Genomic DNA, 21,214 nt, shown 5'->3' on the forward strand with positions numbered 1-21,214 from the left:
GGCTAATCCTCCAGCGCGCGCAGACGCAGTTCCTGCACCCGCGCCGCGAAGTTCTCAATGCGAATGCGCCACCACATCAGCGTGAGCGGCACGAACACACTCCAGATCACCATGTTGACGCTCATCGCCGTGAGCATGCTCGGCGTGAGGCCAAAGCCGCCCTGCGCGTTTTGCGGGCTGGCGCCGATCACGGCGGGGTGAATCGTGTCGGGGCGGATGCGGATGATGATCAGCGTGATGACGACAGTGGAGAAGGCGAGGATGCCATACACCGACGCAAAGCGGCGGCGCGTGTCCGCGTTTTCGATGCCGCTGCGCAGCATCAGGTAGGCGGCATACGTCAGCACCATGATCGCGGCGCTGGTTAGGCGCGGATCCCATGTCCACCATGTATTCCAGATGGGGCGCGCCCAGATCGACCCCGTGACGAGGTTGACCACGCCGAGCGCCAGCCCGACTTCCACGCCCGCCAGCGCCAGCACATCCCACTTGAGGCTGCGCGTGCGCAGATAGGCGATGCCCGCGAACACGGTTACCCCGAGCGCGATGAACGCGCCGGCGAACGCCGACACATGGAAGTAGAAAATCCGCTGCACATTGCCTTGCTCAATATCCGCGCCCGCGTAGGCCAGCGCGAAATACGCCCCGACGACCACCGCGATCACGGTGACGATGGTGAGCGACCACAGCAAGCGCGTACGATTGGCCATCGGCGTCTCTACTGGCAGAGATCGAACCGCAGTCATAGATACCTAGTTCTCCGTTAAACTCCAAAAATCTGCAAAAATCTTAGCATATCTACACAAAATTACAATAAGCGTCTCCCCTCTCTTTGAGGAGAGGGGTTGGGGGTGAGGGGGTGAGGCGGCGTTGATCCTCACTCCTCGATCACAAAATCGAACAGCAGGAAGCACACCCCCAGAAACACCAGATCCAGCACGCCGAGAATCTGCACGAACGCCAGCCATTGATCTTCCGGCGCGGCGTTGATGATGCCCGTCGTGGCCCGCACGGCCAACAGCAGCAGCGGCAGCGCGACCGGCATCATGACGATGGGCAGCAGCGCGTCACGGGCGCGGGTTTGCACCGTCATCCCGGCCAGCAGCGTACCGATCACGGTGAAGCCGAGAATGCCGAGCAGCAGCGTCAGGATGAGCATGGGCGTGATCAGCGAGAGGTTGTACAGGATGGTCATGAGCGGCAGCAGCACCGCGCCGACCGTCAGCGTGAACAGGAAGTTACCGATCAGCTTGCCGACGAAGATCGCCCCGCGGTCAATCGGCGCGATCAGCAGGGCTTCGAGGTTGCCCTGATCGCGCTCCATTGCCATGCTGCGATTCAGCCCGAGGATGCTGGAGAAGACAATCGTCACCCATAGTACGCCGCTGATGGCTTCGACGCGGGCAATACGGTCGAGTTCCAGCGCGAACGAGAAGATGAGGATGCTCAGGAGTGCAAACAAGCCCATCGACCCGATGAGCTCCCGACTGCGGAGTTCCGCTTGCAGGTCTTTGCGGATGATGGCGGAGACGACGGCAAAGAAGCGAGTTTTCATCGGGTGGTCATGCCTGTGACTTCGGTGTAGCGCGCGGGTAAATATTCAATGCTGCTCATGGGCGCGTCGAGCACAATCGCCCCCCGTGAAATGATGATGGCGCGCTGGGCCAAACGCTGCGCCCGGTCGAGTTCGTGCGTCACCATGATGATCGTCTTGCCGTCACCGTGCGCTTGCACGAGCAGACTATCGAGAATGCCGGACGCGTCTTGATCCAGCCCGGTGTACGGCTCGTCAAGCAGCAGCACATCCGGGTTGTGGATCAGCGCGCGGGCGATGCTCAGGCGCTGCAGCATGCCGCGCGAATAGGTGCGCACGAGGTCGCCGCCGCGTTTGCCCAACCCCACGCGCTCGAGCCCGCGTTTGATGCGTCCGTCGATATCGTCGAGGCCGTACACACGCGCGAAAAAGCGCAGGTTTTCGATGGCGGTCAGGTTGTCATAGACCAACGATTTGTGGCTGACCAGCCCGATCTGTGAGCGGACGGCGGCGGCCTCTTTGGGCAGTTCCCACCCGCCGACCTTGATGCTCCCGGCGGTCGGTTTGGTGAGCGCGCACAGCAGGCGCAGCAGCGTCGATTTGCCGCTGCCGTTCGCGCCGAGCAGCGCGACGAATTCGCCGCGCTCAATGCCGAGGTCGATCTTTCTGAGGACGGGCTGCAGCCCGTAAGCTTTGGTGAGGGCGTGCGTTTCGATAATCATGGGGCATCTTCCATAGCGCGCTTCAGGTCGTCTTTGAGTTTGTCCCGCTGCTGCTGATACTCGTCGTCGCCGATGTCGCCCGCTTCGTGCCGCGCGTCCAACTGCGCGATCTGCGCGATCAGGTACTGCACGAGCGCCGAGGCTTTCGTTTCATCGGGCGTAGCGGCCAGTTTGGCGGTGGGCTGCTGCTTCGAGCGGTAGTAAAGCAGATATGACACGCTGATCAGCACGGCGACGAAGGCGAGGAACGCGATCACGATCAGCGGCAGCGTGCTTGAATCGACGACTGAGGTCTCACCCGACTGCGCGACCTCCACGCCCGCGCCGCGCAAGTCGTAGCGGATGACATCACCCGCGCTGAGCGCCAGATCCGCGCCGAACGAGCGGTACTGGTTGCCGCCGAGCGTCTCCACGCCGAGCGCCGGGAGCTGATCGCTGGTGACGGTCACGCTCTCCGGACGGATGAGCAAGCGCACCGCGCCATTCACCGCGTAATTCATCTGTTGTTCGATGATCGCGTCGTTTTCATAGGGGATCAGGTAGACCAACTGGATCAGGTGGTCTTCGCCGGGCAGTACGGGCACCGTGTCGAGCACGGCGAACTGCTCCGCCGCGACCACGTAGCGCTGCTCATCCGGCAAGCCCGCCACAATCGCGCCCGGCGGCAGCGAAATCACCACCGAGATATTGCGCCCGTCTTCAGTCGTTTGACTGCTGCTGAAAGCGCGATCCGACGTGTTGGTGAGCGTCATCACCTGCGCGACTTCGAGGCTGTCCCCGACGACCGCAACCTGACTCACCATACCCGTGATCTGGATGACGCTCGGGTCTTCGGTCAGCTCGTAGATCGTGATCGGCAGATCGAGCAGACCATCGGCGGCGTCCTGCGTGAGCGACTCGGCGCGGCGCACCTCGCTGGCGAACACCCGGTCGCGGTAGTTGATCGTCACGATGTACACGTTTGCCACGTCGTAGGGCACATTGGCGAAGGTGTAGTTCCCGTCCGCATTGATCGGCGCGGTCGTCTGCGTCTGCGCGAAGGCCGCGTCAAACATGAAGAGCACGGCTTCCGCGTCGGCGGGGACAGTTCCCGTGGCGCTGCCATTCGTGACCTGCCCACTGATCGTGATGGTTGTCGCCGCGGCTTCCGCAGTTGCATCAGCGCTTGCGCCGACTTCGGCGGTCGCGTTGGGCGCGGGGGCTTCTTCGGTGCTGACGGGGGGTGGAATCACGGGCTGACCGAGCGCATCCACACCGCTCAGGGCGAGCGCCCGCGAATACTGCGCCACCGCTGTGATGTCTTCGGGGGAGAGTTCATTCTGGAAGGCAGGCATGTTTTCGCCCACGCCCTCGCGGATGATCGTCGCGTACACCTGATCATTTTGTGTGACCATTGTCGCCGGGTCGGTCAAGTCGCCGACCGGGCGCGTGAGTTCGGCAGCCCGCGGGCCGTCGCCGCGTCCGCTCTCGCCGTGGCATTCGACGCAGTTCGCCGCCCACATCTCTGCGCCGCGTTCCAGCAGGGCGCGCTCATAGTGCAGAGTGTACGTGTATAGGGCGACATCCCAGCGCTGCTGCTCGGTGAGCGCATCGCCCCACGGCGGCATCAGCTTGTCGATGCGCCCCAGTGTGATCGTCCCGAACCATTCGGTCGGGCGCTGATCGCTGGCCGTCGCCGGATCGGTGAAGATGCCGGGGTTGGTCACCTGACCGCTCGTGACCATGTCGCCATCGCCCGCGCCGCTCACGCCGTGGCACCATTTGCAGTTCTGCTGGTAGATGGCCGCGCCATTCACGAGATCGGGCGCGGCCTGCGGGGGCGGCGCTTCAAACGGCGTGGGTGGCAGCACCGTCGCGACGATGCGCGGTTCCCCGCCCAAGCCCCCGCACGCCGCGAGGAACAACGTGAGCGCCATGATTAACACGTATGACAAATGTAGGGGCGACCCTGTGTGGTCGCCCGATCTGCCCCTCACCCCCGACCCCTCTCCCACGCAAGCTGGGAGAGGGGCGGCGACTCGTTCCGGTTGGCTCCCCTCCCCGAATTCGGGGAGGGGCTGGGGGGTGGGGTCGCTAGGAGCGAGTCGATTCTGTCCTAATTTCATTCAACAACCTTGTTTTCAGCGCGGTATCTCTGGATTGCCGCTTCGATCGCGTCGTCAATCGCCCGGTCGACGGCCACGTCGTCCGCGGGCGTGGGCGCAATCATAGCGCGTTCCGCGGGCACATCCAACGCTTTGAGCACCTGCACCCCGCGGTCAACCCACAGCGCGCGTTCTGCGGCGTAGGCGTCGTCCTCGATTTTGCCGAGCGCGTGATCCTCGTCGAGATCGCGCAGGTTGCGCAGCACCCGCTCATAGTACAACTGCAAGCGTTCACGCTGCTTGTCCGCCAGTTGATCGGTCTGCGGGCGGCTGAACAGCGGCAGCGCGATCAGCAGCGCCACCACCGCGATCATGAACAGCCCGAACACCACGCCTTCAATGCTCATGCCTTATGCCTCTGCGAGCAGGCGGTCGATCAAAGCGGTCAATTCTTCTTCTTTGACGACCGAGTAGATAAACTGAGCGACGTTGCCTTCCTGGTCGATCACGAACGTCTCCGGTACGCCCTGAATATGATACAGATCGTTGCTCACCATCGAGCGGGCATCGTCGGCGTTCGGGTAGGTCAGGCCGAATTCCTGCATGAAAGCCAGCGAGTCGTCCGGTTCATCAGTGTAGGTCACGCCGAGCACGATCACGCCCTGATCGCGATAGCGCTCCCAGATGCGTTGGAGCGCGGGCGCTTCTTCGCGACAGGGACCGCACCAGCTCGCCCAGAAGTTGATCACCACGATCTGGCCGCGCTGTTCGGACAGGCGGAATTCCTCTCCGTCGAACGTCGTGATCGTGAAATCGGGCGCGAGGCCGCTGGTCGGCTGGGCTTGCTGCTGCCGCAAGAGGGCAATGCCGACCACAATCACCGCGACGATCACGCCCGCCAGCAGCACAATCGAGCCCGTGCTGAGGCCGCGGCGCGTCGTTGACGTATCGGTTTGTTCAAGTTGTTCCAGTAAATCATCACTCATCGGTTGTAACCGCTGTTTCATCTACTCGGTCGGGTGCTTTCAGTCTCGTAAATCGCGTTCAATCAGCGAACGATAAGCATCATCTTCAACCTCACCCCCCGACCCCCTCTCCGAAGGGAGAGGGGGAGTCGCGCGGAGTGGCTGCGGTTTTCTGGTTGTCCAGCGCAAAAAGGTGATCGCGCCGATCACCAGCGCGATCCCCGCGAGGAGAAACGGCGTATAGAGCGACAGCGCGCGCAGCGTCGGGTCTTGCGGCGTGGCGAGCACGCGTTCGCCGTAGCGCCGCGCAAACGAGTCGATCACCTGCTGGGCATTCTGGCCTTCGCTCAACTGCGTGCGGATCTCATCGCGCCACTGGGCGCAGGCCTGTGTCTGGCACACATCGAGGGTTTCATTCGGGCACACGGGGCAGTACAACTGCTTGGCGACGTTATTGACCTCGTCCGCCGTGATCTCGATCTGCGCGGCGACGGGTGCGGCGATCAGCAGGAAGGCTAGAAATAACGCCAGTAGGGACGAGGCCTGCCTCGTCCTCCCCCCGGGGGGGGGGGGGGGGGGGGGGGGGGGGTGGTCCCCCCTTGGGGGGGGCGCGCTCACCCCCGTCCCCCTCTCCGAGCGGAGAGGGGGTGGTGAGACCTGTTCAAGTCCCCTCGCCCTTGGGAGAGGGGATTTAGGTGTGAGGCGAGAGCTTTAACTTGTTTTCCGCCCCTCTCCCCACGGAGAGGGGGCTGGGGGGTGAGGTTATCATTCATGCCCTTGCCCCCGCCTTGAGTGCCGCCGATTCGCGCACGCGTGCCGGGACGCTTTCGCTCGGGGCGACCGAGATCAGCGTGCCGAGGATCAGGATCAGGCCACCCCACCAGATTAGATTGATCAGCGGGTTGATGTACACCTTGAACGTCGCCGTCGAGCCGTCATCGCTGAAGGCGGCCAGCAGCACGTAGAAGTCGTTTTCGAGCGTGCTGTGCGCCCCGGCGATATTCATCACGTTCATGTCCTGCGCCTGCGGGAAGAAGTCGTGGCGTGGGCGCAGCGTGGCGATCTCCTGTCCGTCGCGGATCAGTGTGAGATTGGCGATGTCCATCACGCGGTTGTCCTCCGCGATCTGGTTGCGGTCAAGGCCGTCGAAGCGCATGGTGTAGCCGCCGAAGTCCAGCGCCTCACCCGCGCGCAGGTTCTGCTGCGTTTCCACCTGAAACAGCGTGCTGCCAATCACGCCGATGCCAATCACCGTGATGCCGAGATGCACGATGAAACCCCCGTAGCGGCGGCGGTTCTTGCCGAACAGCGCCAGCAGCGCCAGCGGCAGGGCTTCGCCCGTGTTTTTGCGCCGTGCCACCGCGCCGCGATACGTCTCGTAACCGGCGACATAGCCCGCGAAGATCACCACGCCATAGCCGAACAACGCGCCTGCGTCACGCGTCCACAGCACAGCGACGATCACCAGCGTCACCAGCGAGAGCACGACGGGGACGAGCATCAGCCGACCCAGACGCCGCGCAGACGTTGCGCCCCATGCCGAAAGCGGCGCGATCCCCATGAGGATGTAGAGTGCCACGAACAGGGGTACGGTCGTGCTGTAGAAGTACGGCTTGCCGAGTGTGATTTCGGTGTTCATGGCGAGTTCGGAGAGGATCGGCGCGCCGAAACTGCCCCAGAAGATCGCCAGCGCCAGCGCGACGAACACCACGTTGTTGAGCACGAACAGCGACTCGCGGCTCAGCACGCCCGCAAAGCCGTGCTCGTCGCGCAGTTTGCCCGTGTTCCAGCGCCACAAAATCAACGCGACCGAGACGATCGTCATACCGCCCCAGAACAGGAACATCGGGACGCCGATGCCGCTCTGCGCGAAGCTGTGCACGCTTTCGACGAGGCCGGAACGAGTGGCGAACGTGCCGAAGATCACCGCGCTGAAGGTCAGAATCACAAGCGCCATGTTCCACACTTTGAGCATGCCGCGCTTTTCCTGAATCATCACACTGTGCAGGAAGGCCGTGCCGATCAGCCACGGGATGAACGCCGCATTTTCGACCGGATCCCAGCCCCAGTAGCCGCCCCAGCCGAGCACGTCATAGGCCCAGCGCCCGCCGAGCAGCAGCCCAAGCGACAGGAACAGCCACGCGATCAGCGACCAGCGCCGCGCCGCCTTGATCCAGTTGGTCGACAGTTCGCCGGAGGCCAGCGCCGCCATCGCGAACGCGAACGGAATCACGAAGCCGACGAAGCCGAGGTACAGCATTGGCGGGTGGATGATCATGCCGAAGTGGCGCAGCAGAATGTTCAGCCCGCGCGCCGACTGTGCCAGCAGCAGCGAGTCGGGACGTTCTGCCCCCGGCGGGATGAACAGGTAGGTCGGGACGGCGGCATTCGCCGCGAGATCCGGCGTGATCCAGAAGCGCGCGAACGGGTTTTCCATGAACAGCACCAGCCCGACGAAGAAGGCCAGCGTCGCCATGCAGTAGGCGATGAAGTAGGGCATCAGCGGGCGGTTGCGCTTCCAGTTGATGAGCGTCGCCACGAAGGTGAACAGGCTCATCAGCAAGCACCAGAACAGGAGCGACCCCTGCTGCGAGCCCCACAGCGCCGTAATGCGGTAGAACGTCGGCGTGTTTGGGTCGCTGACCTGCCACACATAGCCGATCTGATACTGCTGCGACATGAGCGCGGCCAGCAGTGCCGCCGAAGCCAGCAGCAGCAGCGGAAAGGTGGTCAGCGAGGCGTTGCGCCCGGTGAGGATCACGCGTTCGCTGTGAATGCGCGCCCCGTAGACCGACGCAAGGATCGCGTAGATCGCCGCGAAGAAACTCAGACCCAGCGTGACAAGGCCGATTTCAGCGAGCATGATCGGCACTCGTAACTGTTGAGGACGAGGTATACCTCGTCCCTACGAAAATTGGTTGTGTAGGGACGAGGCATGCCTCGTCCTTGTGAGAGAGAACGCGCATGGTCTATGCGCCCATCTCAGCGATTTCGGCTTGCGACGGGCCGCCTTCGACAAAGCGCGACGGGCACTTGAGGTTGAGTTCGGTCGCGTGGAACACGCCGTTTTCATCGAGCGATCCGGTCAAAATCGCCTGCGCCTCGTTTTGCAGCAGTTCCGGCATCACCGAATTCTCAACGCGCACGTTGATGCGGTTAGCCGTCGGATTATTGACGGCCTGATTGAGCGCCAGCGCGAGATCGTCGTAGGGTTCTTGCACATTGGCGATGGTGAATTCAATCGTGAGGTTGGTTTCGTCGTACACAATCGAGTCGCCGAGCACCGCCCCGGTGATGCGCACCGTCTGCCCGACGTAGTCCGGTTTGCTCAGCAGTTCGTCCACGGAGATGAAGAAGCGCGCGCCGGTCAGGGTGCCGGAGATGATCAGGTAGACGACCGCGCCGAGAATGAGCAGCCCGCCGATCAGGAATTTCAGCCGCTGACCTTGTCCGCTGCGCATGCGGCGGGCAGGGACGGACACAGCGCCCTTTTCCCATGTCGTTGCCATGAAGGGAACTCCCCATAACGCTAATTTTTCAAATTTGCACGAGCATAATTGTAATCTATTGTGACCGCCGTCACAAGGAACGACGGCTGAATGCTCGCTGAATCTTTTGACGCCTGCTCGCATCTGCCGTGTCCGACCCCACCCCCGGCCCCTCCCCGAATTCAGGGAGGGAGCAAACCCCGCTCGCCAACCCGAACCTATTTCTTAGGGAGACGCTTTTGCGCGTCCGCCGTTTCCCCTCTCCTAAGGGAGAGGGGATGGGGGTGAGGCTGCTTTTCCCAGAATCAAAAAGGACGAGGCTGTCCCCGTCCTTTGACCGGCTTACAGCGCGGGAACGACTATGACTTGTTCCCGCTGCGCAGCATGGTCAGCCCGCCGACGGCGACGACCACGGCGACGCCCAGCAGCAGCATGAGCAGCGCCGAACCCGCGGGGGTTTCGCTTTCAGTTTCGCTTTCCGCGGCGGTTTCTGTTTCGGCAGCGGCGTCTTCGCTGTGATCTTCCGCCACGGCTTCCGAGGTCGCTTCTTCCGTGGCGACTTCCACGGCAACCGGTTCGATTAGTTCAACGGTGGCTTCGGCGGTTGGGGCTTCGACGGTCGCGTCCTGCGCGTGCGTCAGCGAGGCCGCCACCAGCAAGATCAGGAGCAGGGCGATCAGCGTCTTGATCTTCATAAGGGTAGACTCCTTGCAAGGTCAACGAAATAATGAGCCGCCAGTATACCGCAGGCGGCGCTCAGACCGAAACTCTGCGGCGGCTGAGATATGAAAAACCCCTCGCGCGAACAAGGGGTTTTGCAATCAGATAGCTGTGTCGGGGCAAGGGAGGCCTTGCCCCAACCAACGAGGTTACTGCTGGGTCGCCAGGAAGGCGATCAGGTCTGCCAGATCCTGATAGGTGATGCGATCCGCGAAGTTCTGCGGCATGATGCCGGGCTGGAAGCCCGGAGCGACATAATCGTTCGGGTGCGTGATGCTCTCAGCGAGATACTGCTCCGCCGTGTAGCCCGCCAGCGCAGGGTCGGTCAGACGTTCGGTCTCGGCGCGCGTCCACGTGCCAGCGGTCGCCGGGGCGACGACGCCTGCGGTGTGGCAGCCCGCACAGCCAAGCGCGCCGTTATACAGCGATTGACCGTTGTTCGAGTCGCCCGTGAAGTTCGCCAGTTCCGTCATGATGGTGGCGATATCCGTGCTCACACCGATCGTGTCAGCGCCGGGCGCGGCCAGCGCCGCATCCACCGGGTAGCGCGGATACTGACGCACCGCGTTCGCGTCTTCCACCGTCCACGCGTCGCCCTTGTCCCAGTTCATGATGAACGTGGTCAGGTCGCCGAGCTGGTCGTTGCGCAGCGCTGCGCCAGCGGTCTGCGACCATGCGGGCATGGCGCGCGGCCAATAGCTGCCGCTGTTGGGACGACCGTGAATCAGCGTCGTGTACACGTAGTTATAGAGGGTGCTGCTCCAGCCGACGCTGTCGAGGCGCGTCCCCTTGGCGGGGTCGTAGCCCGCGGCGACCGCGGTTTGCAGCGAAGTGGTGAGGTTCGTCCGTTCCGTTTCCAGTTCCGCCAACCGCGCATCGATTTCGGCCTTGCGGGCGTCCGTCGTGCCTTCGGCGTCACGTTCGGCGGTCAGGGTGGCGACTTCCGCGTTGATTTCCGCGAAGAAGTCGTGACCGAACAGATACGGGCTGTTCAAGCCGGGGGCAATGCCCGCCAGACCGCGCCCATCTTCACCGTGGCAGGTGGAGCAGTTGTTCATGAACAACACCGCCCCACGTTCAATCGAGCGAGCGGTATATTGCTCCTCGAAAGCCTTCATGCGCCCACCTTCGTTGATGGCGATCCAACCGACCAACACCATGATCAGCAGGAAAGCTACCGTCCCCACGAGGATGCGCGACTCAATGCGCTCAACTAGCAGTCGTTGTAGGTTGAACATCGCTTACGTTCCCGGCGCTGCAAAATACTGCGAATTCTCATGGATAAAGATGTGCTGGCTGTTGACGCGCCACACCGGATTGCCCGCCTCATCCACAATGATCGTGGGCTCACCGTCTGCATTCAGAATCGGGCGGCCGTTCTCGTTCTCGTAGTCCTGCCAGACCATCATCACGTCGATGCGCTTCAGACCATCCTGTACGTCCGAGATGATGACCGCGCCCCAGCCTTCCGGTAATTCCGTCGGGCGACCGGCGATCAGTTCCTCGAATTCGTGCACGGCGTTATACAGCTCACCGCCATCGTTCGGCAGCGCCGTGAAGTTCAGCGAAGTGACTGGCAGGTGCTGCGAAGCAAGGTAGGCGATCAGCGTGGAGCCGCTGGCTTCAAACTGACCGTTGCCGATCTGTGTGTTGAAGGCGCTCACGACTTCTGCTGCTTCATCCGGGCTGGCCGCTTCAAACTGGCGCGTGGTGTACATGCCAGGACGCAGCTCGTCAAACGGAATGGGCAGCATAATCCCCATGTGGTTGTGCGCTGGCTCTTTCACCAGCTCATGCAAGATTTCCGAGTCCGCAGACGTGACCACGCCGAATTCCGGCAGCCCCATGTAACTGAGGATAACCGTACCGGTGATCATGACGAACGCGAACGACAGTTGGAAGCGGCGATGCGCCCAACGGCGGCTCGGCGCAGTGTCGATATAGGGGAACACTGCGAGAATACCGACATAAATTGTCGGGAAGATGATGCCCCAGAACACTTTATCGCCCAGCTTCAGTGCGCCCTGAATCCACAGGAAGTACCACGGCGCGGTCGTGCCGAGCGGGGTGACCTGTGGGTCGGCGTGGTTTTCGAGCGGCGCGTGGAAGAACCACGTCACCAGCACGACCAGCACCAGCGTCGTGACGCCAATCCACATGATTTCACTGGTCAGGATGTCAGGGATGAAGTACACACGCTTGTCCAGCGGGACGCGCTTGGCGGTATCTTCGCCGATGTTCTCTTCGCGCGGCGGCAAGCTGTGCGCATGCACGACCACTTTATAGTAGTGGACGCCGAGGAAGACGAACAGCAGGGCGGGAACAGCCAGCACGTGCAGCAGGTAGAAGCGGAGCAAACCGTTTGCGCCGATTTCCGGGCCACCACGCAGCAGCAGGTTGAGGTTCGTACCGACGACTTCGGGCGGCGCAGCTTCCACCATCGACGCCCCGATCGTCACCGCCCACAACGCGAGCTGATCCCACGGGAGGAGGTAGCCGGAGAAGCTGAGGAACATCGTGAACGCCAGCAGCAGTACACCGCTGAACCACGTGAACTCTCTCGGCTTCTTATAGCTGGCGGTGAAGAAGGTCCTTAACATGTGTAAGGTGACTATCAACACCATCGCTTCCGCGCCCAGACGGTGCAGGTCGCGCATGAATTGGCCGAGCGGCACATTCGACATGATCGCAAGCATGTTCGAGTAGGCGACTTCCGGCGATGGTGTGTACCACACCATCAGGAAAATACCTGTGATCGTCTCGAAGAAAACGAAATAAGTGGACAGCCAGCCAAGCCGGAATTCCGGATACAGACCGGTCACCGACTTGTGGAAATAACTAGGACGCATGTGCAGCCAGAAGCCATCCGCATGTGGCTGTAAGCGCGGGTTCGGTTTGCGACTCGGCGGGTCACCGCGTAACGCTTCGCGCAGGTCTTGGACGTTCATCCCTGCGGTCAAGCGTTCAACGACGTTGTTGATCCCCTCGTACAGCGCGCGCCGAAGCCCCTTTTCCTTCACATCATCTAGGAATGATGGAAACGGGAGTACCGACATTCCGTTATGCTCCTCTCCCCTGAACCCTGATTAGACCTTACCGTTGCGCTTGAGGCGCGTGCCAGTATCAACAGCAATCGAGGCGATCGTGCGCCCCGCCAGATTGATGGGATCGCCATCGCGGTTCATCGTTTCGCTGGTGCCATCGGTAAACGTGATCGTCGTCCGGAAACGGTCGAGGCTGCGCGGGGCAGGACCTTCGATATATTTGCCGTCGATCTCGTATTTCGACCCGTGGCACGGGCACTCGAACCGATTATTGACATCCACCCACTTCGGCAGGCAGCCGAGGTGCGTGCACACGCCATAGAGGACGACGAAGCCCGCATCCGAATTGCTCAGCCAGAAGCGGCCCTCGGGGACGTTCACAGGAGCACTGCCCGCTTGCGGAAGCGTATCGCCAGCGAGATTGAACGTCCCGCCGAAGGTCCCTTCCTTAAATCGGGGGAGCGCAAACCAGATCAGCCCTGCACCCGCTTCACCGAGCAGCAGCGCCATTGACGCGCCCCAAATGTAATAGAGAAACTCGCGGCGGCTCGGCGCGGCAACTTGCACCTGAGGAGCCGCTTTTGCGGGTGCTGACGAAACCGGTTTGGCTTCGCCGGCGCTTGCGGTTGTAGACATGAACGACCTGCCTCCCTGAAGGTTTATCAGGCGATAAATCCAAAAAGCCGGATACTGTGTGAGTTTAACGCACAGGACGGCAAATTGACAGTAGATGCAAAAGACAGCACTTTTACGTGTGACGAGTCTTTGTAAAATGTATCACAATTGACGGGGGATGTCAAAAACGCTTATCTCCGTAAGTTCCGCCACTTGCATGCTGATGCACGAGTCGAGGATAATAACCCACATGACCAAACGCCGTCCACTCCCGATTCCTGTGCTCGTCGAGACGACGGATAAGCTGCGCTATTTCACCGATCGCTGGGCTGCCGAAAAGCTGATCGCGCTCGACACGGAGTCGAACAGCCTGCACGCGTATCGGGAGCGCGTCTGCTTGATCCAAGTCTCTACACGCAAGCACGATTACATTCTCGATCCGCTCCGCATCAGCGACCTCAGCCCGCTCGCGCCGCTGCTGGCTGACCCTTCGATAGAGAAGGTGTTCCACGCGGCAGAATACGACCTGATGTGCCTGAAGCGCGACTTCAGCTTCACGTTCGTCAACCTGTTTGACACGATGATTGCCGCGCGCATTTGTGGGTACAAGCAGGTCGGTCTCGGCGCGCTCCTGCACGAATTCCACGAGGTGGAAGTCGACAAGAGCCACCAGCGTGATAACTGGGGTACGCGCCCGCTCCCGCAGAGCAGCCTGCTCTACGCGCAGATGGACACGCACTATCTGCCCGCCCTGCGCGACCACTTCGTCGCGGAACTGGCGCGGCTCAACCGCACCGAAGAGGCGAACGAAGCGTTCCGCGATGCCATTGAAGTGCCGCCCGCCCGCCGGGGCGAATTTGACCCCGAAGGCTACTGGAAGATCGCGCTGCCTAACCAACTCACGCGCCGCCAGACGGCCGTGCTGCGCGAGCTGTACCTCTGGCGGGAAGCGGTCGCCCACGAAAAAGATACGCCCGCCTTCAAGGTTGCGCAGGACAAGACGCTGCATGCGCTGGCGCTGGCCGCGCCGACCAAAATGGCGGAGATCGATGCGGTCGGCGGCCTTTCGCAAAACGTGATCCGCGTGTATGGCCGCGCCATTCTGGAAGCGGTCGAACGAGGCAAAACGGCGAAAATCCCGCAGCCGCCCGCGCCGGAACCGACGCCCGATCCACAAATCGTGGATCGCTACACGGCGCTGCGCGAGTGGCGCAAAAACCGGGCGCTGCAGCGCGGCGTCGAATCGGACGTGATTATCTCGAAGGATGCGCTCTGGTCACTGGCGGAGCACGCGCCTAAGTCGCTGGAGGCGATGCAGGGTGTCCCCGGCATGAGCGAATGGCGCGTCCGTACTTACGGCGAGGAACTGCTGGAAGTCATCCGAAAGTTCACATAAGCGTGTCAAGCGTACTTGTCCCCTCTTCCTTGGGCTGAGGCGCATATTTAACAACTGAGGGAATCGTGCGGACGCGCCGTTGCGCGTCCCGACACAGACAAGTTTGTCTCTGCGAACAATGTTTGCTCCCCTCCCTGAATTCGGGGAGGGGCCGGGGGTGGGGTCGGCATTACGGAGCGGCCAAACAACGGGTTAATCGTAGGGGCGGGCCTTGCCCCTACCGAACAATTCATTTCACGCATCATTTATAAGGAGACGCCATGACGCATTCGGCAGCAGCATCTCATCATGACGCCCCCGTTAGCAAAGCGCCGCGCTTGGTAACGGAAAGCACCCATCGCAAGGTGGGCTGGTTGGAACTCTTCTACGACCTCGTGTACGTGGCGTCCATCGTGCAGTTGGGCAACAAGTTGAGCGAGGATGTCTCGACCAACGGCTTCATCGCCTTCGTGCTGCTTTTCATCCCCATCTGGTGGGTGTGGATGGGCACCACCTTTTACGCCAACCGCTTTGACGCGGACGACCTCGCGCATCGCTTTCTCATTTTCGGTCAGATCATCGTCGTGTCCGCGCTGGCCATCAGCGTGTACGACGGCCTCGGCGAAACCGCCGTCGGCTTCTCGCTCTCCTATGCGGCAGCGCGCGGCCTGCTGGTGATTATGTACCTGCGCGCGGCGTCTCATGTCCCGGAGGCGCGTCAGTTGGCGACCCGCTACGCGCGTGGTTTCGCGCTGGCGGCGCTCGTCTGGTTGATTGCCGCGTTTGTGCCGCCGCCGTGGCGCTTCTTCGTGTGGGGCATTGGCCTCGGCATCGACTTTTACACGCCGCTCTCGCCTGGGTCGCGCCGTTTACAGCGCCAACTCCCGCCCAGCCCGCATCATCTGCCAGAACGCCTCGGCCTGTTCACGATCATCGTGTTCGGCGAAACCTTCCTCAAGGTGATCGGCGGCTTCGCGGGTGAAGAACACATCCTGTTCGACCACGTGATCGTCGCGCTGCTCGGCCTGATCTTCATCGGCTCGTTGTGGTGGGTGTATTTCGAGAATGTCGCCGACCGTGCCGTCAACTGGGTGCATGGCGCCAACTGGTGGATCTACATGCATCTCCCCTTGCAGTTGGGGCTGATCGCGCTGGCAGTCGGCATCTACAAGCTGGTGCATCTGGAGAGCTTTGAGACGATTCCCGATAAGTATCGTATCCTAGTGACAGGGACAGTGGCGCTGGCGCTGGTCACTGCGGCTGTCATTGAACGCTTCACGCTGAAGAACCCCGGCGAGGAAGCGGGTTACCGGGAGATCTGGGCGCGGCTCATCGGCGCGGCGATCATCCTCGCGGTGGGCTTGTTCGGCGGCGGGCTGCACGGTTTCGTCGTGATCGGCCTGATCGCCGCTGTGTGCATGGCGCAGGTGGCCTTTGACCTGTATCAGCGCGCTGGTCGCACCATTGACTCCAGCGATCAGCAGATTGAGATTTAACCGCCTCCACTTGCGGAGTCGGGCACTTGGGAATTGAGGGACAGCGATGCGTATCACATTTCATGGGGCAGCCCGCAGCGTCACCGGGTCGAAACACCTGATCGAAGTGGATGGCAAGCGAATCTTACTCGACTGCGGCATGGTGCAGGGCAAGCGGAACGAATCCCGCGAGCAGAACCTCACCTTGCCCTTTGACGCCAAGTCGATTGACGTGCTGATCCTGTCGCATGCGCACATCGACCATTCGGGCAACATTCCCAATCTCGTCAAATCGGGCTTTCGCGGCGACATCATCAGCACTTACGCGACGCGCGATCTGTGCGCTTCGATGTTGATCGACAGCGCCAGCATTCAGGAACGGGATGTGCAGTTCGTCAACAAGCATCACGCCCGCCGCGGCGAAACGCCTGTCGAACCGATCTACACGCAGGAAGATGCCACCAAGAGTCTCGGCTACTTCATCACGCAGAACTACGACCGCCCCCGCCAGATCATGCCGGGAGTGACGCTCACCTTCAAAGATGCCGGGCATATGCTCGGCAGCGCCTTTGTCATCCTCGACATTGAGGATCGCGAACGCGGGCGGGATGTGCGCCTCGTCTTCAGCGGCGACATCGGGCGTAAGGGCATTCCGATCATTCGTGACCCGGATGTGGCCGAGTCGGCGGATGTGCTCATCATGGAGAGCACCTACGGTGACCGTCAGCACCCGCCCTACGAAGACGACACCAAGCGCATGGAGCAGATCATCGTCGAGACGTATAAGAAGCGCGGCATGGTGCTGATTCCCTCGTTCGCGGTCGGGCGCACGCAGCAGATCGTGTACACGCTGAATCAACTCGCGCGCGCCAACGATATCCCCGACATGCCCGTCTATGTCGACAGTCCGCTCGCCATCGACGTGACCAGTGCCTACCGCCTGCACCCCGAATGCTACGATGACGAAATTCGCGCTTTTATCCAGAGCGATGGGCGCGGGCGCGTCGATCCGTTCGGCTTCGACATGCTAAACTACACGCGTTCGGCAGCCGAGAGCAAGAAGCTCAACTTCCTGAACGAGCCGGCCATCATCATCGCCGCCAGCGGCATGGCGGAAGCCGGACGCATTCTGCATCATCTCAAGAATCGCATTGAAGACCCGCGCACCACCGTGCTGATCGTCGGCTTCCAGGCGGAAAATACGCTCGGTCGGCGCATCGCCGAGGGTGCGGAAGAAGTCTCGATCTTCGGGGAGAAGTATCACAACAACGCCCGTGTCGAAGTGCTGACGGGGTTCAGCGGTCACGCCGACCGCGACGGCCTGCTCGATTGGGTCGACGCCATGAAGAAGAAGCCGCGCCAGACGTTCCTCGTTCACGGTGAAGAACCCGCGCAGAACGCGCTGGCGGAAGCGCTTCGGTCACGCTACGAAATGATGTCCGTGCAAGTCCCGGCGCTGCATGCGTCGGTGGAGGTCTGATTTATGCCGGGTAAAAGTCCGTTCTCTGAGGATTGGCGCGACTGCCTGAAGGCGCATTACACGCACGTGATCCGCACCAACGATGTGCGTACGGAGAAGACGCTGCGCACCGTGCTGCATGAATGCGGCTACAACGACGCGCAGATCAACGAGTGGTATGTGCTGGCGACCATGCATGTCGACGACGTCGATCCCGACTTCGTGCCGGATATGGAATTGGTGCAGGCCGAGGCCGCGCCCGTGATGGTCGCCGTGCCGGAGATGCCGCCCGCGCCCGTCGCCGTGATTGAGGAACCGCCGCCGGAGGACGCTGTCGCAGACGAGGAGGCGGACGACGATCCGCCGCCGCACGACCCAAACGGCTTTCAGCAGTTGTCAATGTTTTAAGATCAGCCTCACCCCTCTCTTCTAGGAGAGGAGATTTTTTGTGGGTTAGTACCACGTCCGTCATTGGGTTTGATTGAAGCGGAGCCGGGTTATGTGGCGCGGAATCCTAAGCATCATTGCCGTATTGTTGATGGCCGGGGCGGCAGTGATCATTATCCCCATTCTGGTGATTCCTAATACGGAGCTTCACAGCTTGGTCCCGGTGCTTCAGCCCCTGCATCAGGCGCTCGCCTGTGAAGCGGGCGAAACGCTTGACTATGAGTACACGACGGATGCTGACGGAGCTTCCGAAACGCATTTTCGCTGTGTGAATGCCGCCGGGCGCGAGCGCGATGTCGACAGCGTTCTGCAAACCCCCGCCAATTATGCGATCGGCGTGTTCTGCCTCGGCGGACTGCTGCTGCTTGGGCCATTTCTCATTGCGGTGCGTCAAGGTATGCTGGGGCAGGCGGGGCCAGCTGCGCAGGCGGCACTTCAGCAGGGGGTATCAGCAGCTGCGTCAACTGCCGACCGAGATGGCGCAAAACTTCCCCGACGACCCTCACCGTATCCGGTCAACAGCAGCTCGCCGCGCTGGACCAACTGCGCCAGCAGGGGTTTGATTACGCCGGACGCCTATGCCCGCGCCAAACAGAAGTTGTTCGATGACTTTAGCGCCACCTGATCTCATTGTGTCACTGCGCTCGCCCCCTCTCCCAAGGGAGAGGGGCTGAGGGTGAGGCCAAATCCGAGGATTCCTCGCCATGAACGATCTCGACTGGATGCGTCTCGCGCTCGCCGAAGCCGAAAAAGCGCTGGCGACCGGCGATGTGCCCATCGGCGCCCTTGCCGTCTACAACGGGCAGATCATCGGGCGCGGCTATAACCGCCGCGAAGCCGATCACGACTCGACCGCACATGCCGAGATGATCGCCATCCGCGAAGCGTCGCAGGCGCTGAATCACTGGCGGCTCGACGGCGTGACGCTTTACTGCACGCTGGAACCGTGTACCATGTGCGCAGGCGCGATGATCCTCGCGCGGCTGCCGCGGCTGGTCTACGCCGCCATCGACCCTAAGGCGGGCGCGGCGGGCAGCATCCTCGACGTGCTGCGCCACCCCAAGCTGAATCACCGCGTCGACGTGTCCGCCGGGCTGCTGGCCGACGAAGCGGGCGAACAGCTCCGCGCCTTCTTCCGCTCGCTGCGCACCTGAACGGTCAAGCTTTGTAGGGAGGCGGCCGCCTGTGCCCCCCCGGGGCAGGGGGGTTAGCGTAAATTCGGTGTTTTCAAATCGCGGAACATCTTATAAAATGCTTGGCAATGGAGAGGTGCCGGAGTGGTTGAACGGGCTCGTCTCGAAAATGAGTATAGCTGTGAGGCTATCGAGGGTTCGAATCCCTCCTTCTCCGCAGAGCGCTCGGTGATAGCACCGGGCGCTTTTTTGTTGCCTGTGTCGCGTTTAGGTCGCGTGCCGCGTCACCTTGAAGTGTTCGCCCCACTGTGCCTCGACCGCCAGCAGCGCGGTGTCGATGCCGCTTTGCTGCTGCGGTTGGGCGGCGAGGAAATACGCGGCGTGTGCCGTCCGCAGCGAGTAGACGGCGGGTGATCCCGTCCGCTCGGCGAGTTCGTCGGCTTTGCGGCGCGTGAACTCGTCGCGGCGGGCACGGGGGTAATGCTGGTAAACGAGCACTGAACACCCTGTTTGATACGTCGCCGCCGCTTCGTGCCAGTACAGATACTTGGCGGAATTGCGCCAGCCATACCTGACCGATTTCACTTCCAGTCCGTTATCGGGATCGAAAAACACGAGATCGGCGTGCGCTGCGCGGCAGGTGATATCGGCGAAGTAGCGTTCGCGGGCGGCGCGTTCGTCGGCCAGCACCGCCTCGTGAAACGCCGCGTTGGGGATCAGGTCGTACCGGGCGACCGCATCGACCCGCCGGGCGTTGTCGATCAGCACGTGCTGCGCCAGAAAGTCGAAGACCGTCTCGTCGTAGCGCCGCCACACGGTTGGCGCGTTGAGGTAGCCGATGAACTTGCCATCCGTGCGCGCGTCGTTGTCCGTGAGCATCCAGCCCACCAGCACGCGCAGACCCGCATCCAGGGCCAGCCGCCGCAGCAGGCTGTATTTCTTGTAGTCGCCAATGTCGCCGAAGTACTGATTTTTCAAATAGGTGACCTCATCAAAGAAAAACGGCACTTGTGGGGGGAGTCCAAGTGCCGTTTTCTACCTAACGCAGCCGACGCCGCACACCGCGCCGGATGACCCGCCGCCGCATGTTTCGCCGCAAGAAGAAGGGTCGAAAGAGCCGTCTAAGCCACATCAGGTATCCCTCAAGCAGACCGTTTCCTGAACATCCAGTATAGGCAAACTTGTTAGGTGCGCATGCGCAAAATGTAAAAAATGTGTAACGCGCGGATCGTAAGAACGCCGAGGGGCGCGTCGTCTCTGCTTAAGAGCACCGTACCAGAGAGAGAACCCCCGATGAACGCCCAACAACTGACCGCCTCGCGTCGTGATAAAGACGCTTTCATGAAAGATCACCCGCAGTCGCCGCTCTCGCCGGAGCAGCAGGCCGCCTTTGATGGGCTGCCGTACTACGACTACAACCCCGCGCTCGACCTGACCGTGCGCGTCGACTCCGTCGAAGGTGAGCACGAGATCGCCATTGAGACGAGTTCCGGCGATGTGCGCCGCTATGAGCGCTATGGTCGCTTCACGTTCACCGTCGACAACCAGACGGTCACGCTGACGATCTACGAAGCGCCGCACGGCTACTTTCTGCCCTTCGCCGACGCCAATGCTGGAGTCGAGACGTACGGCGGCGGGCGCTACCTCGAACCGGAAGAACTGCCCGGCGGCCTGTTCCACGTCGATTTTAACCAGGCGTATAACCCGTTCTGCGCCTACAGCGACGGGTGGTCGTGCCCCATTCCGCCCGCCGAGAATCGCCTCGCCGTCGCCATCCGCGCGGGCGAAAAGCTCCCTCAAGGCAAGTGGATGGAAGTGGAGTAAAATAGACTCAACTAGACGAAGGTTTGCCGATGACAATCAACCAACTCATCCGGATCAGCGCGGGCCTCTCGCCTTGCTGCTGAACGGCGCGACGCAGGGGGCGTGGTCGGTGGCGCGGGGTGAGGCACGGACGACAGCGCCGATTTTTGCGTCCCGCGACGGCGCGGTATGTTTGATGCCGGGGCGTCGGCGCCTAACCGCAAGTTGACCTCGTCACCCTGGGCGGATGAACAGTTTGATATGCGCATCGCCGGGATGTTGTCCTATTGTGAAAAAGTCGCCGGGTACCTGCGTGATCGCTCGAACAGATTGGCGAAGAAGCCTCGAGC

Annotated in this window: 21 protein-coding genes and 1 tRNA gene; 8 read left to right on the forward strand and 14 right to left on the reverse strand. The window is 61.7% G+C overall.

Going from position 1 to position 21,214, the window contains the following annotated elements; genetic code table 11:
- Positions 1–2 precede the first annotated feature (2 nt).
- The 13 genes from IPK17_RS12885 to IPK17_RS12945 all read right to left on the reverse strand — a co-directional run bounded on the left by IPK17_RS12885 (position 3) and on the right by IPK17_RS12945 (position 13,193).
- Entirely contained in the window at positions 3–710 is a 708-nt protein-coding gene (locus IPK17_RS12885; protein WP_343418097.1) for a cytochrome c biogenesis protein, read from the reverse strand.
- A 167-nt stretch (positions 711–877) separates the two neighbouring features.
- Positions 878–1,555 (reverse strand): heme exporter protein CcmB, encoded by a 678-nt coding sequence (locus tag IPK17_RS12890; RefSeq protein WP_343418098.1) that lies wholly within the window; start codon positions 1,553–1,555, stop codon positions 878–880.
- Positions 1,552–2,256, reverse strand: a complete 705-nt coding sequence (locus IPK17_RS12895; protein ID WP_343418099.1) for an ABC transporter ATP-binding protein — start codon at positions 2,254–2,256, stop codon at positions 1,552–1,554. Before IPK17_RS12895 ends, IPK17_RS12890 begins: the two co-directional genes overlap by 4 nt.
- Entirely contained in the window at positions 2,253–4,172 is a 1,920-nt protein-coding gene (locus IPK17_RS12900) for a c-type cytochrome (RefSeq protein ID WP_343418100.1), read from the reverse strand. Before IPK17_RS12900 ends, IPK17_RS12895 begins: the two co-directional genes overlap by 4 nt.
- Before the next feature lie 185 nt (positions 4,173–4,357).
- Positions 4,358–4,747 carry a hypothetical protein gene (locus IPK17_RS12905; RefSeq protein ID WP_343418101.1) on the reverse strand — a complete coding sequence of 130 codons (390 nt, stop codon included), beginning with the start codon at positions 4,745–4,747 and terminating at the stop codon, positions 4,358–4,360.
- A gap of 3 nt (positions 4,748–4,750) precedes the next feature.
- The gene (locus tag IPK17_RS12910; protein WP_343418102.1) at positions 4,751–5,326 is read right to left on the reverse strand and encodes a TlpA family protein disulfide reductase; all 576 of its coding nucleotides are present in this window, start codon (positions 5,324–5,326) and stop codon (positions 4,751–4,753) included.
- Between the two features lie 39 nt (positions 5,327–5,365).
- Positions 5,366–5,923: a cytochrome c-type biogenesis protein gene (locus IPK17_RS12915; RefSeq protein WP_343418103.1), complete on the reverse strand. Its 558-nt coding sequence runs from the start codon at positions 5,921–5,923 to the stop codon at positions 5,366–5,368.
- 151 nt (positions 5,924–6,074) lie between these two features.
- On the reverse strand, positions 6,075–8,168 hold the full coding sequence (locus IPK17_RS12920) for a heme lyase CcmF/NrfE family subunit (protein WP_343418104.1): 2,094 nt from the start codon (positions 8,166–8,168) through the stop codon (positions 6,075–6,077).
- 106 nt (positions 8,169–8,274) lie between these two features.
- Positions 8,275–8,814 (reverse strand): cytochrome c maturation protein CcmE, encoded by a 540-nt coding sequence (locus tag IPK17_RS12925; RefSeq protein ID WP_343418105.1) that lies wholly within the window; start codon positions 8,812–8,814, stop codon positions 8,275–8,277.
- Positions 8,815–9,152: 338 nt separating this feature from the next.
- A complete protein-coding gene (locus IPK17_RS12930) occupies positions 9,153–9,488 on the reverse strand; it encodes a hypothetical protein (protein WP_343418106.1) in 336 nt (111 codons plus the stop codon).
- Positions 9,489–9,662: 174 nt separating this feature from the next.
- Positions 9,663–10,751 carry a c-type cytochrome gene (locus IPK17_RS12935; RefSeq protein WP_343418107.1) on the reverse strand — a complete coding sequence of 363 codons (1,089 nt, stop codon included), beginning with the start codon at positions 10,749–10,751 and terminating at the stop codon, positions 9,663–9,665.
- Between the two features lie 3 nt (positions 10,752–10,754).
- Positions 10,755–12,569 (reverse strand): cytochrome b, encoded by a 1,815-nt coding sequence (locus tag IPK17_RS12940; RefSeq protein ID WP_343418108.1) that lies wholly within the window; start codon positions 12,567–12,569, stop codon positions 10,755–10,757.
- A gap of 30 nt (positions 12,570–12,599) precedes the next feature.
- Positions 12,600–13,193 (reverse strand): QcrA and Rieske domain-containing protein, encoded by a 594-nt coding sequence (locus tag IPK17_RS12945; protein ID WP_343418109.1) that lies wholly within the window; start codon positions 13,191–13,193, stop codon positions 12,600–12,602.
- 229 nt (positions 13,194–13,422) lie between these two features.
- Here IPK17_RS12945 and IPK17_RS12950 point away from each other — a divergent pair, with 229 nt between their 5' ends.
- The 7 genes from IPK17_RS12950 (at position 13,423) to IPK17_RS12980 (ending at position 19,278) form a co-directional block, all read left to right on the forward strand.
- Positions 13,423–14,568 (forward strand): ribonuclease D, encoded by a 1,146-nt coding sequence (locus IPK17_RS12950; protein ID WP_343418110.1) that lies wholly within the window; start codon positions 13,423–13,425, stop codon positions 14,566–14,568.
- Positions 14,569–14,828: 260 nt separating this feature from the next.
- Positions 14,829–16,043: a low temperature requirement protein A gene (locus IPK17_RS12955; protein WP_343418111.1), complete on the forward strand. Its 1,215-nt coding sequence runs from the start codon at positions 14,829–14,831 to the stop codon at positions 16,041–16,043.
- A 46-nt stretch (positions 16,044–16,089) separates the two neighbouring features.
- Positions 16,090–17,502 (forward strand): MBL fold metallo-hydrolase RNA specificity domain-containing protein, encoded by a 1,413-nt coding sequence (locus IPK17_RS12960; RefSeq protein WP_343418112.1) that lies wholly within the window; start codon positions 16,090–16,092, stop codon positions 17,500–17,502.
- Positions 17,503–17,505: 3 nt separating this feature from the next.
- A complete protein-coding gene (locus tag IPK17_RS12965; protein WP_343418113.1) occupies positions 17,506–17,889 on the forward strand; it encodes a hypothetical protein in 384 nt (127 codons plus the stop codon).
- 91 nt (positions 17,890–17,980) lie between these two features.
- The gene (locus IPK17_RS12970; protein WP_343418114.1) at positions 17,981–18,553 is read left to right on the forward strand and encodes a hypothetical protein; all 573 of its coding nucleotides are present in this window, start codon (positions 17,981–17,983) and stop codon (positions 18,551–18,553) included.
- Between the two features lie 79 nt (positions 18,554–18,632).
- A complete protein-coding gene (tadA, locus tag IPK17_RS12975; protein WP_343418115.1) occupies positions 18,633–19,082 on the forward strand; it encodes a tRNA adenosine(34) deaminase TadA in 450 nt (149 codons plus the stop codon).
- Positions 19,083–19,191: 109 nt separating this feature from the next.
- Positions 19,192–19,278 (forward strand) — tRNA-Ser (locus tag IPK17_RS12980).
- Positions 19,279–19,328: 50 nt separating this feature from the next.
- On the opposite strand, the gene IPK17_RS12985 is transcribed toward IPK17_RS12980, so the two are convergent.
- Positions 19,329–20,039 carry a hypothetical protein gene (locus IPK17_RS12985; protein ID WP_343418116.1) on the reverse strand — a complete coding sequence of 237 codons (711 nt, stop codon included), beginning with the start codon at positions 20,037–20,039 and terminating at the stop codon, positions 19,329–19,331.
- Positions 20,040–20,354: 315 nt separating this feature from the next.
- Here IPK17_RS12985 and IPK17_RS12990 point away from each other — a divergent pair, with 315 nt between their 5' ends.
- Positions 20,355–20,885 carry a DUF1684 domain-containing protein gene (locus IPK17_RS12990; RefSeq protein ID WP_343418117.1) on the forward strand — a complete coding sequence of 177 codons (531 nt, stop codon included), beginning with the start codon at positions 20,355–20,357 and terminating at the stop codon, positions 20,883–20,885.
- Positions 20,886–21,214: the final 329 nt, after the last annotated feature.

It is taken from the genome of Candidatus Flexifilum breve (genome assembly GCF_016713355.1).

What these genes read in the sequence shown, in the direction of transcription:
- IPK17_RS12920 (WP_343418104.1), bottom strand. Translation starts at nt 8,168, where the DNA reads ATGCTCGCTGAAATCGGCCTTGTCACGCTGGGTCTGAGTTTCTTCGCG.
- IPK17_RS12955 (WP_343418111.1), top strand. Translation starts at nt 14,829, where the DNA reads ATGACGCATTCGGCAGCAGCATCTCATCATGACGCCCCCGTTAGCAAA.
- IPK17_RS12895 (WP_343418099.1), bottom strand. Translation starts at nt 2,256, where the DNA reads ATGATTATCGAAACGCACGCCCTCACCAAAGCTTACGGGCTGCAGCCC.
- IPK17_RS12885 (WP_343418097.1), bottom strand. Translation starts at nt 710, where the DNA reads ATGGCCAATCGTACGCGCTTGCTGTGGTCGCTCACCATCGTCACCGTG.
- IPK17_RS12905 (WP_343418101.1), bottom strand. Translation starts at nt 4,747, where the DNA reads ATGAGCATTGAAGGCGTGGTGTTCGGGCTGTTCATGATCGCGGTGGTG.
- IPK17_RS12945 (WP_343418109.1), bottom strand. Translation starts at nt 13,193, where the DNA reads ATGTCTACAACCGCAAGCGCCGGCGAAGCCAAACCGGTTTCGTCAGCA.
- IPK17_RS12960 (WP_343418112.1), top strand. Translation starts at nt 16,090, where the DNA reads ATGCGTATCACATTTCATGGGGCAGCCCGCAGCGTCACCGGGTCGAAA.
- IPK17_RS12970 (WP_343418114.1), top strand. Translation starts at nt 17,981, where the DNA reads ATGTGGCGCGGAATCCTAAGCATCATTGCCGTATTGTTGATGGCCGGG.
- IPK17_RS12930 (WP_343418106.1), bottom strand. Translation starts at nt 9,488, where the DNA reads ATGAAGATCAAGACGCTGATCGCCCTGCTCCTGATCTTGCTGGTGGCG.
- IPK17_RS12900 (WP_343418100.1), bottom strand. Translation starts at nt 4,172, where the DNA reads ATGGCGCTCACGTTGTTCCTCGCGGCGTGCGGGGGCTTGGGCGGGGAA.
- IPK17_RS12925 (WP_343418105.1), bottom strand. Translation starts at nt 8,814, where the DNA reads ATGGCAACGACATGGGAAAAGGGCGCTGTGTCCGTCCCTGCCCGCCGC.
- IPK17_RS12990 (WP_343418117.1), top strand. Translation starts at nt 20,355, where the DNA reads ATGAACGCCCAACAACTGACCGCCTCGCGTCGTGATAAAGACGCTTTC.
- tadA (WP_343418115.1), top strand. Translation starts at nt 18,633, where the DNA reads ATGAACGATCTCGACTGGATGCGTCTCGCGCTCGCCGAAGCCGAAAAA.
- IPK17_RS12935 (WP_343418107.1), bottom strand. Translation starts at nt 10,751, where the DNA reads ATGTTCAACCTACAACGACTGCTAGTTGAGCGCATTGAGTCGCGCATC.
- IPK17_RS12910 (WP_343418102.1), bottom strand. Translation starts at nt 5,326, where the DNA reads ATGAGTGATGATTTACTGGAACAACTTGAACAAACCGATACGTCAACG.
- IPK17_RS12890 (WP_343418098.1), bottom strand. Translation starts at nt 1,555, where the DNA reads ATGAAAACTCGCTTCTTTGCCGTCGTCTCCGCCATCATCCGCAAAGAC.
- IPK17_RS12950 (WP_343418110.1), top strand. Translation starts at nt 13,423, where the DNA reads ATGACCAAACGCCGTCCACTCCCGATTCCTGTGCTCGTCGAGACGACG.
- IPK17_RS12965 (WP_343418113.1), top strand. Translation starts at nt 17,506, where the DNA reads ATGCCGGGTAAAAGTCCGTTCTCTGAGGATTGGCGCGACTGCCTGAAG.
- IPK17_RS12940 (WP_343418108.1), bottom strand. Translation starts at nt 12,569, where the DNA reads ATGTCGGTACTCCCGTTTCCATCATTCCTAGATGATGTGAAGGAAAAG.